Source organism: Rhodomicrobium vannielii ATCC 17100 (assembly GCF_000166055.1).
GTDB classification, from domain to species: Bacteria; Pseudomonadota; Alphaproteobacteria; order Rhizobiales; family Rhodomicrobiaceae; genus Rhodomicrobium; species Rhodomicrobium vannielii.
The window spans coordinates 3,921,208-3,935,777 of record NC_014664.1 but is presented as its reverse complement, the minus strand read 5'-3'; the positions used below and the strand labels follow the sequence as shown (position 1 = coordinate 3,935,777).

The 14,570-nt window shown below is 58.4% G+C and carries 12 protein-coding genes; 3 read left to right on the top strand and 9 right to left on the bottom strand.

Translation table 11 applies throughout. The annotated features are described in order from the left end of the window. Positions 1-166 precede the first annotated feature (166 nt). The 9 genes from RVAN_RS18120 to cysK all read right to left on the bottom strand — a co-directional run bounded on the left by RVAN_RS18120 (position 167) and on the right by cysK (position 11,561). A complete protein-coding gene (locus RVAN_RS18120; RefSeq protein ID WP_013421143.1) occupies positions 167-994 on the bottom strand; it encodes an acyl-CoA dehydratase activase in 828 nt (275 codons plus the stop codon). A 12-nt stretch (positions 995-1,006) separates the two neighbouring features. Next, entirely contained in the window at positions 1,007-2,095 is a 1,089-nt protein-coding gene (locus tag RVAN_RS18115) for an aliphatic sulfonate ABC transporter substrate-binding protein (protein ID WP_013421142.1), read from the bottom strand. 10 nt (positions 2,096-2,105) lie between these two features. Further along, on the bottom strand, positions 2,106-3,527 hold the full coding sequence (locus tag RVAN_RS18110) for a 2-hydroxyacyl-CoA dehydratase family protein (RefSeq protein WP_013421141.1): 1,422 nt from the start codon (positions 3,525-3,527) through the stop codon (positions 2,106-2,108). Positions 3,528-3,573: 46 nt separating this feature from the next. Further along, complete coding sequence (locus tag RVAN_RS18105; RefSeq protein WP_013421140.1) at positions 3,574-4,443, bottom strand: ABC transporter permease; 870 nt, start codon at positions 4,441-4,443, stop codon at positions 3,574-3,576. Then, on the bottom strand, positions 4,440-5,279 hold the full coding sequence (locus RVAN_RS18100; protein WP_013421139.1) for an ABC transporter ATP-binding protein: 840 nt from the start codon (positions 5,277-5,279) through the stop codon (positions 4,440-4,442). The genes RVAN_RS18105 and RVAN_RS18100 overlap by 4 nt, the downstream gene beginning before the upstream one ends. 15 nt (positions 5,280-5,294) lie before the next feature. Then, the gene (locus tag RVAN_RS18095; RefSeq protein WP_013421138.1) at positions 5,295-6,470 is read right to left on the bottom strand and encodes a 2-hydroxyacyl-CoA dehydratase subunit D; all 1,176 of its coding nucleotides are present in this window, start codon (positions 6,468-6,470) and stop codon (positions 5,295-5,297) included. 185 nt (positions 6,471-6,655) lie between these two features. Then, positions 6,656-9,088 (bottom strand): TonB-dependent receptor, encoded by a 2,433-nt coding sequence (locus tag RVAN_RS18090; RefSeq protein WP_013421137.1) that lies wholly within the window; start codon positions 9,086-9,088, stop codon positions 6,656-6,658. Between the two features lie 1,012 nt (positions 9,089-10,100). Beyond that, positions 10,101-10,553: an RrF2 family transcriptional regulator gene (locus RVAN_RS18085; protein WP_013421136.1), complete on the bottom strand. Its 453-nt coding sequence runs from the start codon at positions 10,551-10,553 to the stop codon at positions 10,101-10,103. Between the two features lie 9 nt (positions 10,554-10,562). Further along, on the bottom strand, positions 10,563-11,561 hold the full coding sequence (gene cysK, locus RVAN_RS18080; protein ID WP_013421135.1) for a cysteine synthase A: 999 nt from the start codon (positions 11,559-11,561) through the stop codon (positions 10,563-10,565). A gap of 911 nt (positions 11,562-12,472) precedes the next feature. Here cysK and RVAN_RS18075 point away from each other — a divergent pair. From RVAN_RS18075 to tolR, 3 genes are read left to right on the top strand one after another with little or no spacing between them, the layout of a single operon-like run. Next, positions 12,473-13,204, top strand: a complete 732-nt coding sequence (locus RVAN_RS18075) for a TonB C-terminal domain-containing protein (protein ID WP_013421098.1) — start codon at positions 12,473-12,475, stop codon at positions 13,202-13,204. Between the two features lie 29 nt (positions 13,205-13,233). Then, the gene (locus RVAN_RS18070; RefSeq protein ID WP_013421099.1) at positions 13,234-13,974 is read left to right on the top strand and encodes a MotA/TolQ/ExbB proton channel family protein; all 741 of its coding nucleotides are present in this window, start codon (positions 13,234-13,236) and stop codon (positions 13,972-13,974) included. Next, positions 13,955-14,494 carry a protein TolR gene (gene tolR / locus RVAN_RS18065; RefSeq protein WP_013421100.1) on the top strand — a complete coding sequence of 180 codons (540 nt, stop codon included), beginning with the start codon at positions 13,955-13,957 and terminating at the stop codon, positions 14,492-14,494. The genes RVAN_RS18070 and tolR overlap by 20 nt, the downstream gene beginning before the upstream one ends. The last annotated feature ends 76 nt before the right edge of the window (positions 14,495-14,570 follow it).

Here is a 14,570-nt window from a genome sequence, read left to right as displayed (position 1 = left end):
CGGTATATTTCGGCCGATCAGGTGCTCCGGCGCATACGTTTGGTCAGCCCAAGCAACGTATGCGCCTCGAAGGCACTGACAACCGATTGATTCCAATGCCTTTCGACTTTTGCATTCGATTAAGGGACCACAGGCGGTGCGTGCATCAAATGTAAAATCCGCAGCACTAAGCCTCCACCAGCTTCTTCGCCTCGCGCGCGCCGATGGCTTGCGCGAACACCGCGGCACCGAGAGCACCGGTCAGTTGCGGATCGAAAATCGGCTCGACGATGCTGACCTTGAGAACGGTTTCGATTGCTTCCTTCATGCCTTTGTTCTTGGCGACGCCGCCTGAGAAGAAGACATCGCTTTCGATGCCCACGCGGGCGAAAAGCCCGGCAATGCGGCGCGCGATCGCATAATGGATGCCGGCCAGGATGTTGGACGGATTTTCTCCACGCGCCAGCAGCGAGATCGTCTCGGACTCGACGAAGACGGTGCAGGTGCTGCTCATGGGCACGTGTCCGGTCGCCTTCAGCGCCAGATCCCCGAGTTCACCGAGCGGCGTCTTGAAAACGCCGGCCATGACTTCAAGGAAGCGGCCGGTGCCGGCTGCGCACTTGTCGTTCATGGCAAAATCGCTGACGTTGCCGGTGCCGTCGACGCGGATTGCCTTGCAATCCTGGCCGCCCATGTCGATGATGGTGCGCACGTTCGGATAGAGGAAGTTGGTGCCTCTGGCGTGGCAACTGATTTCGGTTATCGTCTTGGTGGCGTAAGATGCGGTGATGCGTCCATAGCCTGTCGCGACAACGTGGTTAACGTCCGCGAGTTCCACGCCAGCGTTGGCAAGAGCCTCCAGCAACACGCTCTTGCCGCTGGCGTCCGAGCTAAGCCCGCTGGCAATTATGGCCTGGCCGATGATCTCGCCGTCGCGCAGCACCACGGACTTGGAAGCCAGCGAGCCGACATCAACCCCGGCGTAAATTCCTTCTACTTTGTTTACAGACGACATGACGATCTCCTCTTATTGCGAAGCTTGTGCTTTTTGATCGGAAACAACGCGCACTGTTTCGCTCGCGTTTCCTTTGCCGGACGCGGCGTAAACCGCGTCGATGTAACTTCTGTCCACCCAGGTGCCGTGATCGATCGAGCCCTTCAAAAGGGCGGTGCTCCGCATGAACTCCTCTTCGTCGCGCAACGACTGCAGAGCCTCGCTCGTGATCGCAGGCTGGGCAAAAAATCGCCCGTCCGGGTGATAGGTCCGGAGGTATTCAACCGGCTGCCCATTCAGTTTTGAGAGCACCCGAATGGTTTCCTCTGGATGGGCATCAGCCCACTCGGCGCATTGCAAATCGACGGCCAGAAAGCGGCGCACCAAGTCTGGATGACGACGAGCGAAGTCTCCGTTTACGGTGATGACGCTCGGCGTCGCCCACTCTGGATGATTACGCCCGTCGACAAGCACACGGACGGCCTTTTGCTGCATCAGCTTCCAGACCGTTCCCTCACCTTCGACCAGCGCGTCGATATCACCGCGCAGCAAGGCCGGCGCGGACGCCATCGCGTCGAGTTGCAGCGACTGTATGTCCTTGATCGTCAAGTCGACCGACTGCAGCACCCTGACCAGCGAAGCGTGCCGCACCGTGCCAGCGAGATAGGCCACCTTCTTGCCTTTCAGGTCAGCCACCGACCGGATGGGCGAGTCTGCGCGAACGATGATCGAGGACGCGCCTCGTCGCGCAAAGCTGGAGACGGCCACCATTTTCACGTCCGCACCGGAGGCGGCCGCGCGAAGAGCAGGGTTGCTGGCGGTAAACATGAATTCCAGATTGCCCGACGATAGAGCGGTGGCCGCCTCGGAACCTCCCCCGGTGAAGGGAAGGTACTCGATGCGTATGCCGTCGGGCGCGAACTCCCTATCCCACGCGTGGAGGTGTTTGCTGACGGTGAACACCAGATGCCCTGGCGCCGTGCTGCCGACACGGATGACCTCAATCTGCCGGCCATCGGAGTTGGAGAAGGAGGCCACGGACAAGCCCACGGCCACCAGCGCCACGACCGCCACCGCCAGCAAACCCAGGCGAAGCCGAGCCTTGCTTTTGACTGATGACATACTACCCCCCTTAGTGGCGGATCATCTCGATGAAGGATTCGATACGGTTTTGCGTCTGCTCATTGCCTTGCAGACGGCTCAGGCCGAGGCCGTTGACGACGAGGTTGAGCGTCGGCACGCCGGTCTCTTTCTTGACGATGTCGGCGATCATGCGTGATACCGCCGATTGGTAGTTGCAGCCCCAGTTGTAGCCACACACGACACCGTTGGCACGGGAGCGGCGCACGAGGTCGACAACATAGGCGGCTCGCTTCTCGGTCTCCTTTTCGTAGTTGTATGAGAGAATGCTCTCGGCCATCCGCTCATAAGGATCGCCGTATTCGCCGACATCCGCGTAGATTTTGCTGAGGTGATCGTCGGTGCCGACGACGACCCCGCCGTGTGCCTCAACGAAGTCTGACTGAAGCCCGAAGCATGAACCCACCGAGATGAGCCGGACAGCGTCCTCGGAGACACCCGGCGCCAGGACACCGTCCCTGACACGCTGCGTCACCTCCGCGAAGTCTTGCTCAAGCAACTCGGTTCCGGCCAGCGAGTCGCCGCGATCGAAGCGTCCGCCAGTGATGATGCCGGAAAGATTCTGGCTACGAATCGGCGGCAACTCGGCTCGCCAGACCAACTCGACCGCATCGCGGGCGAACTTGCGGCCCCGGTTTTCGAGTTTGATCTCCTTCCAGAGATCTTCCTCGGTGACCTCGACGCCCCGAAGTTGGGCGATCCTCTTCACCAAATCACGGAGGAGTTCGGCTACGTACTGAACCGTCCATTCCGTGTCCCGGGTAACGGGGTAGTCGATGAAATGCAGCGGGATGTCCTTAACGAGGGTGCGATAGGACTCCAGTGTGTAGGCGATGTCCGTGCAACGCAGCGCGAGGTAGGGCACCACCATGTCGATAGGGATGAGGTTCTGGCGAATTGCTTCCATGGCGCCAACCGGATTGTTGCAGCAATCGACGGAGATCGCGCTGCGTCCGGCTTCCAGGATGTCAGTGGCGCGTTGACCCGCTTGATAGAGGGTTAGCCCCTCCTTCATGCTCGTAGCCCAACCACGCAACGGCCCTGGGACTACGGGAATAGCCCCAGCGGCGAAGAAGGGGTCGACTGTTTGCCCGCCCTGCACATGTATGATCGGCACCCCGTTCGCGTGCGCCTTGAGCAGTCGGTCGCGCAGCGTAAGGTTCAGGTAGTTGTGTTTGATGCCTGCGAAATATGTGTAATCGTGCAGGGATTCGCCGAAAATCCGCTCCTCGCTGAAGGAGTAGGGGAACCGCCGCGGCGCTTCGACCGTGAGAAACTCCCACATCTTTTCCGAGGAGACGTAGCTGCCGTCGCGGAAGTTGAGGCCCGGAGTTGCGATGAACGCCTCGCGAATGGACTCCGGATAGCGGAAACCTTCTCTAACTGCGTTTGTCTGGAGTGTCGCCGTGCTCATGAGTGCGTCGTCCTTGACTTGGATCTGAAAGGGATTGCGGTTGTTGCTAGAGGGCTGATGTCTCGCGGCCGTACTTCCAGCCGCTCGCCTTTTTTTCCGCCCAGACGAGGAGGTAGTTGATCGTCGTTCCGATGACAGTCAGCGTCAGGATGCCGGCGTACATCTCCGGCACCTGCATCATCAGCTGCGCATTCTGGATCAGATGCCCAACGCCTGACTGGGCAGCCAACATCTCGGCGCCGATGACCGAGACGACCGACGCCTTGACCGCGAGCCGCGCGCCAGCTGTGATCGACGGGACACTGGCAGGCAGCACCACATTGCGGAAGAGATCGAAATCATTGGCGCCCATCGACCTGGCTGCCTTGATCAGCGTGGGATCAACCGATTTGACGCCGCTGATCGTATTGATGAGCAGCATCCACATCGACGCATAGAACGTGATGGCGATCTTGGAAGCTTCGCCGATGCCCATCGTCAGCACAAAAAGGGGGAGCAGGGCATATTGCGGCGTGTTGCGCAGTGTCTGCACGAACAGATCGGTCAAGCGCTCGAATTTGCGGTAACTTCCCATCAGCAACCCGAGGGGCACCGCTACCAGAACTGCGAGAAGGAAGCCCGTGGCACTGCGGCGGAGACTGGCCCAGACATCGCTGAGCAGCGACCCGTTGACGATAAGATCCACCCAGGCGCTCACCACCTCCGAAAAGGCTGGGAAGAAGATCGGGTTCAAAAGGCCGAGTCTGGGCGCAAGTTCCCATAGCGTCGCCACCGCGAAAAGAAGTGGCAGTCCGTAGACAAGATTCGCCGGGGGCTTTCGACGCTTCGTTCTGCGAGACGCTGTTGTCTTGGGGAGCTGCAGCGCCGCACCGTCAAGGCCCACTGCACCTCTGATCTTGTACTGTAAGCCGGTCATGATGCACTCTCGGTTTCTAGGACGTATTCCTGGTCTCGCTGCGCCTTCTTGACCTCGTCGCTCAGAGCTTCCCACACCTCCCGACGGCAGGCGTTGAACTCCGCACTGGAACGTATGTGGTCGAGGCGCGGCCTTGGCAGTTCAACATCAATGATCTTCTTCACGACCCCCGGTCTGGCGGTCATCACCACCACGCGGTCGGCAAGGAAGACGGCCTCGTCGATGCCATGAGTGACGAAGAGGACCGTTGTTCGAATCTCTTCCCAGATGCGCAGCAACTCACCCTGAAGTATCTCGCGGGTCTGCGCGTCCAGTGCTGCGAAGGGCTCGTCCATGAGGAGAACCTCGGGATCACTCGCTAGCGCTCGAGCGATCGCGACGCGTTGCTGCATGCCCCCGGACAGCTGGTTCGGATAGCGCTCGGCGAAGCCGGAGAGGCCGAAGAGCGCGAGGAGCTGCCGGGCCTTCTCGCGCCGCTCGGCCTTGCCAACGCCGCGCACCTCAAGCGGATACTCGACGTTGCCGATAGCGCTGCGCCACGGAAAGAGCGCATATTGCTGGAAGACGTAGGCACTGTTGCGGGCGGGCTCGTGAACTTCCACTCCATCAATGCTCACCCTGCCGCTCGAGGCCGACGCCAGTCCTCCCACGATGTCGAGCAGCACCGATTTCCCGCTGCCGCTCGGGCCGACAAGAGTGACGAACTCGCCAGCGCGCACGGATAAATCTACCCCGTCGAGAGCCGTCAACTCGCCGGGCTCGTCACCTCGTGCCGCGTCGCCCCCTGCCTTGATGCGGAAAACCTTCCTGACACCGCTGATGAGGATTTTTTCCATGGGAATGGGCCCGCCTTATACCAGTGCCGCCGAGCGACCTTTGACCAACTCCAGAAAGGCCTCGACGCGTGTGCGGATCGCCTCATAGTCCGAGCCTGCGTATTCGGTATGTATTTCTAGGAAGGAGATGCCGAGCCCAAGGAAGAACCGCTTGGTCTCCGGTGCCTTGAATGTGAATGCATCGCAGTAACGCAAGGAGTGGAAAAGGACGCCGCTCACGTCGAACTCGGCCGACAATGCCTTGAGGTTGCTCAACCTTGTGTCGCCCTCGAAATCGAGATTGGGCAGCGAGGCGTGCGGAACCAGATAGCCGTCGGCAACGTCATCAAGTGTGTCGCCCCGAACGTGGATAAGTCTTGCGGGCGCAAAACCAGACCACAGGTCGTCAACGACGATCCTTCCGCCAAGCTCCTCGATCACGCCAGGCAGCTTGCTGTCACCGGGCGGGATGATACTGCCGGTCAGCAAAAGCCTTGGCGCATCTTCGCCAAGATGACGGTAAGCATCACGGCTCGAGTTCTTCAGCTCCTGCAGCAACTGCTCCAGCAGCGAAAGATACTCCCGCCGATCCAAAAAATTGCCCGCCTGCACGACCTCGTTGGATTCGCTCCAGCTGATCGGCGACTTCCGCTGCTTCTGATACTCGTACAGTTTGCGAATGGCGGCACGTATCTCCTCATACAGCCGAACTGAGGCGCGCAGGTTATCTGCGGTCAGCGTCACGCCGAAGTGTTCCTCCAGCCGACGCGTGAGCGCGGCAGTCTCCTTGCGGAAATAGGTAACACCGGCGGGGACTGTGAAGTTGTAAGGTACGCCGAGCACCAGCGTATTCACGTTGAAGTAATGGCTAACTATCTCGGCTAAGCGGTAAACCTGCTTGCAAGTGACATCAAAGACGACGAGATCCGAGTTGACAATGTAGGGATCCTCCGCTTCGGCAAAAAGCCCGGCGGCCTGGCGGACGTACACGCAGTTCCCTGTGGAGATGTAGCGGGAGCCGAGTTCGACCAGGCGGTCGCTGCCTCCGGTTCCCAGCCGGACCGGGATCAGACCCAAGGCATCGATGACTTCCTCGGGCACGTTGTAATTGAACCAGCCCACGACCTTTGCGCCGCCGCGACGGGCCTCGGCAATTTCTGCCGGCCTCTCGGCCAAACGCTTCCTGATTTGTTCTATCGTTTTAATCGACATTATTGCCCTCTGTGATCCTTCTCGATGATAGTGGCGCTGAAACTTGATGTGTCGCAGCGCGATATTATTTGTGGCCTGCTAGGAGAGATCTTCTCGGATTCGCCGCTCCACTCTCCATTATTGTCGTTATTGCGTTTCGTTTGGCAGTAAGGCGCGGTTTAGGCCCATTATCAACCCGAGATGGTCTACAACTTGGTACGGAACGTGATCCCGAATGTAAGGGGATCTCCCGGAGTCCCGCTTACGCTTGAGGTTGATGAGAGGCTGGATAGGTTCGTGAAGTAGTGCGTGTCGAAGATATTTTTGCCCCAAACCGAAAGGTCCCAAGCTCCGCTGTCTGGGCGGATACCTACGCCAGCATTCGTGAGGAAGTATTCGTCTTGCCATCCGTACACGGATAGAGAGGTGTTGAGGTTGGCTCGCGTTCTGAAGGTTTCGCTGACGAAGAAAAATGCGGTATAGCCATCTGCTACTTCGCGAGTGTAGTCGAAGCCCGCGTTGGCGATCCATCGCGGCGCGCCGGAAAGCCGTTTGCCCGAAAAATCGCAAACCTGGGTGCTTGTGTACGATAGATCAGTTGCGCAGGGGGCGTTCTTGAAGTCCGAATAGATTGCGTCATTGTAGGCGCCGCTAAAGGTTAAGCGCAGTCCTTCGATGGGGGTGACATAATTCCCCTCGACCTCCACGCCCCGCAACCGGACACCCGAGACGTTGCCGAGGTAGCTTGTCGCCGAGTTCTGACCCGCCAGTATTGTTGACAACTGCGCCTGATAGTCGGTGATTTGTGTGTGGAAAAGATTGGGGTTTAATGTCAGTTTGCGGTCCAGCCAGGACGTCTTCAGCCCCAGTTCGTAATCGAGGGTCTTTTCGGGATCGACGTTTGCAGGAGCGCCGGTTGTCTTATCGAATTGAACGGCGCCGGATTTTTCTCCGGAACTTACGGAAAAGTAGCCGAGGATGTCGTCCGTAATCTTATAACTGGGGTTAATCAGCCAGGACCAGGAGTCGGCGTAGATGGTTTCCCCAACAAGAGGCCCCGTACCCAGTGTCAGAAGCTTCGTCTGCCCATTCCTGATAGAGTTTACATAGTTCAAGGTGTTTCCCGAATACAAAGATGAGAGATCGACGCCGCCGACATACCACTTCTGGATCCAGTTGGTCTTTTCTTCGTAGGTGTTCCGAAGACCGAGTGTAAGGTCAGCCTTGTCCGTTGCGTGCCATGTCGTCTGACCATAGGCCGCAAGGCTCGTTGTATTCGGGTGTTCTGCGGCGCGCAGGAACACGCCGTTCAGTGAATCGCTCAGCGCCTGAGCCGACAAGGCGTTATATTGCACCGTCGAGGCGTAAAATCTTCCTGCGTCGGTTCCATAGGTCGTTCGGCTGGTCGTCTCGACCTCGTTCCGCAGGGCGTAGAGACCCGTTTGATAGTCGAATTTCTGACCAAGAAATTCGACGTTCTTTGGTGAGGTCACGCGAAGTTCTTGTGAATACTGCTTCGCATCGACCAGAGTGCCTCCGCGCGAAATACTGAGCGGCGTGGAATCGGAATCGTTGAGGGCGTCGAAGGCAAAGTCGCGATACGCGCTGATAGAAGTCACGGTATAGCCGCCGGTTCGCCAGTCCGTTTGGGTGGAAACGCCGTTCTGAGACGTCCCAATCCTCTTTTGACCGTCGAGGTTCGCGCTATCCCAGGAATTGAAGGTTTGCTGATAGCTGAACCGGGCAAGCCGGGATGTATAGGTGTTGCCGCGCGAGGCCCCGTTATCTGAGTAGGTTTGAGGATCCCGGACCGGAAAGTTGACGTTGACGGGCTCGTTGGACTGACCGTGATCGATGATTGTCCTGTTGGTGACGTTCGCATTTGGCGTATAGAGGAACTGGAGACGGCCGCCCCATCTGTCCGAGGCCCCGTCGAAGGCCTCACCGCCGGGCTGCTGATTCTCCAAAAAACCATCTTGATGGTTGAAGTAAACAGAGGCACGATAGGCGAGCTTGTCGTCGATCACAGGGCCGGTTGCCGACGCTTTCGTAACAAATAGGTCACGATTACCGTATGTAACTTCAACCTCCTTTTCGGGAGTGAAGCTCGGCGCTTTCGATGTAATAGCGAGCACGCCAAGCGTTGTGTTCTTTCCAAGCAGCGTGCCTTGCGGGCCCCGGAGTATTTCTATCTGCTCGACATCGGAAAAGTCGGCCCACGACATACCAACTGAACTGATAAACACGCCATCGACGATGACGCCGACGCTGCCCTCAAGCGCTTCGTTGGCGCTGTTCTTGCCAAGTCCGCGGATGGCTATACTGGTCTGGCGCGCGTTGGGCGCGTTGACGGTGAGGCTCGGAGCTTTCTGTGTGAAGTCCTTGACAGTCGCGTGATGCTCGCGGTTGAGCGTTTCACCGCTTAACGCTGTTGTCGGAATTGGAACGTCCTGCGAGTTTTCTTCACGTAGGCGCGCTGTAACGATGACGTCTTGAATTGTTGCTCCAGCAGTTGTTGCGCTGCCTGCATTCTGGGCGGAGTTGGCGCCAGGCACGCCCGAATCCGGCGCACCGTTCTGGGCTGTGGTTGGAGTTGTAGCTATCCGCGCGTTGTTGCGGTCTACCGGGGCTTTCACCACAGGCTGCTCCTGAGCCTGAACTCCGGATGCGGTGACCGCGATCCCAAAGACCAATGCTCCGCTGAAGAACGCGTTTGATCTAAAGTTAGGCGCATTTCGACCCCTCGCGGAGCTTGCGCTCCCCGATGATTTGCTACTCATTTTACGATCCCCACCCCAAGTGCCCGCGGAAATTGATGGTAGTCCAACTTCCGGATGGTTTAGTTGTTTGCTCTGCTCAATATCACTAGAGGCAAAGCGCCCGGTTGCCCCCTAATAGGGGACGCTACGTATCAGCTGCTTCTTCGCTGGCTCAGCCGGAACCAAATGCGATTGGAATATTGTCTATTAAACTAGTAGACAATGTCAATATTAACTTTTTCGAATATGCGCTGGCCACGAGGGGATGTGACAAATTGTGCCTTCGACTGGCTTTAGCTGCGTAGGGGAACTACGCTCGTGCGGGAGGCACTGCCGGGCTGAAGGATGTTAGTGGAGCGAGTTTGACATTTGAGTCCCGGTTGCAGCGAGCTCTCGCTCAAATGTCAAATCCAAAAGCTCCACTAAAAATCATCACGTTGCTAGTGGTCCTTGTGATTCCGACATTTGCTCACGAGGTGCCGCGAACGGATGCAAATGTCGGAATCGGACCACTAGAAGATCTCCAACAGTGCTGCCGAAAATGCCGTTCAGCCCTCGTCACCAAGCAATTCGCGACCACAGTGGAGTCGTCCTGCCGCGGTTCGCTTGGCCGCCGCGCGCTTCAGGATGTGATCAATAGCGGACAGCAGCGGGTCAGACTGAAGCCAGCGCGTGTCGGGTTGCACGCTCATGGCCGCAGCAAAATGAAAGTCGCCTGCGCCGCGAAACTACCGGCGGAACCGCCTTGCCCGCGTCGAGGGGCAATCGAGCCACCCTTTCGATCTGCCATCGACATGCCAAGCTCGCAGCGCTCCACGCCGCAGCCGGTCGCTAACAAGACGAAAATCGCTGCGATTACTCCGCAGCAACCGTCGATCCGAGGCATTGCTTCTCAGATGTCGAACATGAGGACTTGCGCCGCCGCTGGCACCCGGTTTGACATCTCTTCCAGTGTAACGTTTTCGAGGACCGCAGCGATAGCGTCACGCACTTCCAGCATGACCGACCGAATCACGCACGTCTGCTCGTCCCTGCAGTCCGTGCAAGGGCGATAATTCAGCTTGGAAACGCATGGCACCGGAGCCAGATTCGGACCACCGAGGACGCGCACAATGTCGGCCACGGTTATTTTACCGGGCCTGCGAGCAAGCTGATAGCCTCCACCCTTGCCTTTCTTGCTGGTGAGCATTCCGTTCACTTTTAGCTCCAGCAAAATCACATCGAGAAATTTTTTGGGGATGTTTTCTGCCTCGGCAATCTCAGCAATCAGCACAGGTCCCTTGTCTCCGCGACGAGCTATGTAGACCATGGCCTTGAGGCCGTATTTGCATTTGGCGGAAAGCATGATTTCCTCTCAGTCGTTGATCCGACTTGTGCTTTCAAACAGGGGGGTAGACAGCTCTCGTTCCGCCGAAGATGGAATGATAACGACCACGGTCTTGCCGCGAAGTCTCGGCCGTGCTGCAATTTTGAGACCAGCGGCCAAGGCGGCGCCCGATGAGATTCCGATCGGCAACCCCTCGAGTTTAGCGGCCTGACGCGCCGTTTCGTACGCAGTCTCGTTACTGATCGTGAGCACTTCATCAATCAAGCTCTGATCCAGGACGGCGGGTATGAAACCTGGTCCGATGCCCTGAAGCCCGTGGGAGCCCGAAGAGCCTCCGGAAAGCACAGAACTCGCCTCAGGCTCCACCGCAATGACCTGGAGACCCTGTTTACGCGGCCTCAATACCCGCGCGCAACCGGTCAATGTGCCCCCGGTTCCCACGCCGGCAACAACCACATCAACGGCGCCGTCAGTGTCGGCCCAAATTTCCTCGGCGGTAGTCATCGCGTGGATTGTCGGGTTAGCGGGGTTGGAGAATTGTTGCAATATCACGGCTTCCGGTAGTCTCGCCGCCAGAGCATCCGCTTGAGACAGCGCGCCGGTCATGCCAAGAGCTGCCGGAGTGAGTTGAATTTCAGCGCCGAGATGGCTGAGCATCTTCCTCCTTTCAACAGACATGCTCTCGGGCGCCACCACGATCAGCCGGTAACGTTTGACCGCCGCCACAAATGCCAATGCGATGCCAGTGTTACCGGAGGTCGGCTCGATCAAAACGCTTTCGCCAGGAACGATACGACCTTCCGCCTCGGCGGCTTCGATCATGGCGAGAGCGATCCGGTCTTTCACAGAAGCCAACGGGTTCATGAATTCAAGCTTGGCTAACAATGTCGCGTGGGCATTTGCGGCTTCAGCCATAGCGTTGATTTGAACCAACGGCGTATTACCGATGGCACCCGTTATGTCTTTATATATATGGCCACGACCCCAGCGTGTCTGGGCCGGGCGCTTTCTGGCACGCCGTTGCATGGACGCTTCCTTTCGATATCCGGCTAGAGATTTCAAGCCGCCTTTCGTTGCCCTTGGTAGGCAAAGTCGCCCAAGAGGCTCGTCGCTAAAGCCAAGGCGGTGCATTTGCCAACGCCGCTTCGCTCGCACATTCGCCCTCGCGCGTGCGAAATGCGCTCTGCTTTGCAGGAATGCAGGAATGCAGGAATGCAGGAGGATTAAAAAGATAGGCGCGAGCTTGACATTCTTGACTAGATTAGTGGTTTTATCATAAAATTCCAGTGGTGCGTTTGGGAGGGTGTGTCATGTTGGAAAGACGGCAACCGATTTCGACGCCGATGTACTCAAAACAAAACGCCGCCAAGTACCAGCGGCGGCTGACAGCCTCCGTTTCGCTTGACGAACTTGCTGAGACCGCAGACTCCCCTAACACGAAATCCGACTGATTAAGAGGCGCTGACTATTTCCAACTTTATCGTGGAGATGGGGTAATTGCTCGAAAGCCGTTTCGGTTCAGGGCATCGCGACGTCTTGTGCAGCGGACGTAGAGCTTTGCAGAATCAGTGGAACGGATCCATCGACAAGACGCGGGGCATCTCGTAGTTGCCTCTTGGGCGCTGTGCGATGCAGAGGTGGGTGAGCGACCAGGTTGACTATGTCCGGCCATAGCGCGGAGAGATGCCAGTTTTCTCTGCGACTGGCTCGGTGATACGGATGCTAAAATATAATAATATCACCATCAGGGTTGGATATAGACACCCATTTATCGCTATAAGGCGATTTGCTCAGCGAATATATTTCTGATAATTCCCAAAACATGGACGACTATTTCAATGGAAGTTTGCTATCCGAAACACAATAAGTTGACAAAATATATGTAAGTAGTGCTAATTGACGAGCACCCGAAAACGACGACTAAGGGCCTATTATTGATGAACCTGGAAGTCACCAGCAAGTTGACGCCCGATGCGGCGTTTTCGCTGCCTGCCCGGGAAGGTGAACCGGCTCCCATTTCGGCCGCGGTGTTAGGTCTTGATGCGCGCCGACAGCCCTATGCTCTCATCTTGTCGGGGATTGGCATCTATTCTGCAGCGCTCGTCGCTCTGCTTACGATCAATTTCGAGGCGCTGCCGATTACTCTCGAGGCTCCCGTCGAAGTCGTTTACGAAGACCCTGTTCCGGAAGAACCAGAGCAGCCACCAGCGCCGCCGGAGCCCGAGGTCGCTCCCGAGCCGCCGCCGCCAGAGCCGGCAGCGGAGCCCGAGCCAGTGAAGGAAGAGCCGCCACCGCCGCCGAAGCCCGTGGAGCCGCCTCCGCCGCCAAAGCAGCAACCGAAGCCCAAGCCGAGACCCGCAACGGCGCAAACTCCCGGCGCAGTTCCGAGCGACTACGCCAACAAGGTCTATCAGCGCATCAACCGCGTCGCCAGTAGTGGCTTCCCGAAGTCGGCGCTCTCGCGAGGGCAGTCGGTGCGCATCAGCTATGTGATCGTGATCGGTGCGGGTGGAGAACTCGTCTCGAAGTCGGTCGTGAACTCCGGCAATGCGGCGCTCGATCGGGCCGTTTCCGAGGCGCTCGCGCGGTCGGCTCCGTTCCCGGCGCCGCCAAGCCTCGGAGCGAAGAGTTACCGGATCGCCGGCGCGATCGTCTATCGCTCCCAATAGCAAACTGATAACCGACATAAGGACATACAATGGCCGATCCCGCTTCGAGCCTCGCTGCAGCAGGCGCCGCCCACATCCTGACCCCGCTGGAGTTGTTCCAGCAGGCCGATATCGTTGTGAAGGCCGTGATGGGGCTCCTGATCCTCGCCTCCGCATGGGGCTGGGGCATCATTGCAGCGAAGTCGATTCAACTGGCGATCCTGAATGCGCGCGCAAAGCGTCTGCTGAAGAGCCTCGCTCACGGTGTTCCTCTTACGGATCTTTCCGAAACCTTTCTCAAGGTGCAGCCAAACGATCCGCTTCGCGTCGTCTATCAGTCGATGATCGATGAGAACAAGCGCTCGGCAGAGCTGCGCCACAGCGCGGCCCAACAGGAGAGCCTTCTGGACCGCGTTTATCGCGTCGGGCAGCTCGCCAGCAGCAACACCCTCGATCGGCTGAAGGGCGGCCTGCAGAGCCTTGCCACCATCGGCGCGGTGTCTCCTTTCGTCGGCCTGTTCGGCACCGTCTGGGGCATCATGAACAGCTTCCAGGGTATCGCCGCCTCGAACAATACGAGCCTCGCCGTCGTCGCGCCTGGCATCGCGGAGGCGCTTTTCGCCACCGCGCTCGGCCTCGTCGCCGCCATCCCGGCGGTGGTCTTCTACAATCGCATCAACGGCAATATCGGGCAGTTCGGCAAGAGTCTGAAGACGTTCGTTGAAGTGTATGGCGTCGAACTATCCAGACAGCTTTCGAAAGGAGAGACTCATGGGCGCCTCGCTGCGTAATTCCGACGACGCGTCGGACGACGCCCCGATGAACGAGATCAACGTCACGCCGCTCGTCGACGTGATGCTTGTGCTCCTCATCGTGTTCATGGTCGCCGCGCCGATGATGACGGCGGGTGTGCCGGTCGATCTTCCCAAGACGCAGGCAAAACCGCTCAACGACCAGAAACCGCCGCTTGCCGTCAGTGTGAACGCTGCGGGACAATATTACATCGGCACGGAAGAGGTTCCGCTGGAACTACTTCTCTCGACGCTGCAAAATCATGCGGAAAACGAACTCGACCGGCGCATCCACGTGCGCGCCGACAAGGATCTTCCTTATCGCGCCGTGCTGGAGGTGATGGGGCAGATCAGTTCCGCCGGCTTCACGAAGGTTGCGCTCGTGACCGAAGCTCCGGGAGGCCCGGGTGTGCGAAGCGCTTCGGTGAATTCGGCACCGGGCGACAGCGGAACCGCGGCACCTGCCGTTTCGCCCGCAACCGCTCCGCCTGCGCCTGCGGCCACCGCGCCCGCGCAGTGAAAGCCTGACCGACGCGGCGTAGCGGCGGTCGTGGCGGCGCTTGCACCGACACCGTTCTGACCATGAGATCGATTGT

Bases quoted from the DNA above. Each gene is read 5' to 3' on its own strand.
- RVAN_RS18120 (WP_013421143.1), bottom strand. From the start codon at position 994: ATGTCGTCTGTAAACAAAGTAGAAGGAATTTACGCCGGGGTTGATGTC.
- RVAN_RS18115 (WP_013421142.1), bottom strand. From the start codon at position 2,095: ATGTCATCAGTCAAAAGCAAGGCTCGGCTTCGCCTGGGTTTGCTGGCG.
- RVAN_RS18110 (WP_013421141.1), bottom strand. From the start codon at position 3,527: ATGAGCACGGCGACACTCCAGACAAACGCAGTTAGAGAAGGTTTCCGC.
- RVAN_RS18105 (WP_013421140.1), bottom strand. From the start codon at position 4,443: ATGACCGGCTTACAGTACAAGATCAGAGGTGCAGTGGGCCTTGACGGT.
- RVAN_RS18100 (WP_013421139.1), bottom strand. From the start codon at position 5,279: ATGGAAAAAATCCTCATCAGCGGTGTCAGGAAGGTTTTCCGCATCAAG.
- RVAN_RS18095 (WP_013421138.1), bottom strand. From the start codon at position 6,470: ATGTCGATTAAAACGATAGAACAAATCAGGAAGCGTTTGGCCGAGAGG.
- RVAN_RS18085 (WP_013421136.1), bottom strand. From the start codon at position 10,553: ATGCTTTCCGCCAAATGCAAATACGGCCTCAAGGCCATGGTCTACATA.
- cysK (WP_013421135.1), bottom strand. From the start codon at position 11,561: ATGCAACGGCGTGCCAGAAAGCGCCCGGCCCAGACACGCTGGGGTCGT.
- RVAN_RS18075 (WP_013421098.1), top strand. From the start codon at position 12,473: ATGAACCTGGAAGTCACCAGCAAGTTGACGCCCGATGCGGCGTTTTCG.
- RVAN_RS18070 (WP_013421099.1), top strand. From the start codon at position 13,234: ATGGCCGATCCCGCTTCGAGCCTCGCTGCAGCAGGCGCCGCCCACATC.
- tolR (WP_013421100.1), top strand. From the start codon at position 13,955: ATGGGCGCCTCGCTGCGTAATTCCGACGACGCGTCGGACGACGCCCCG.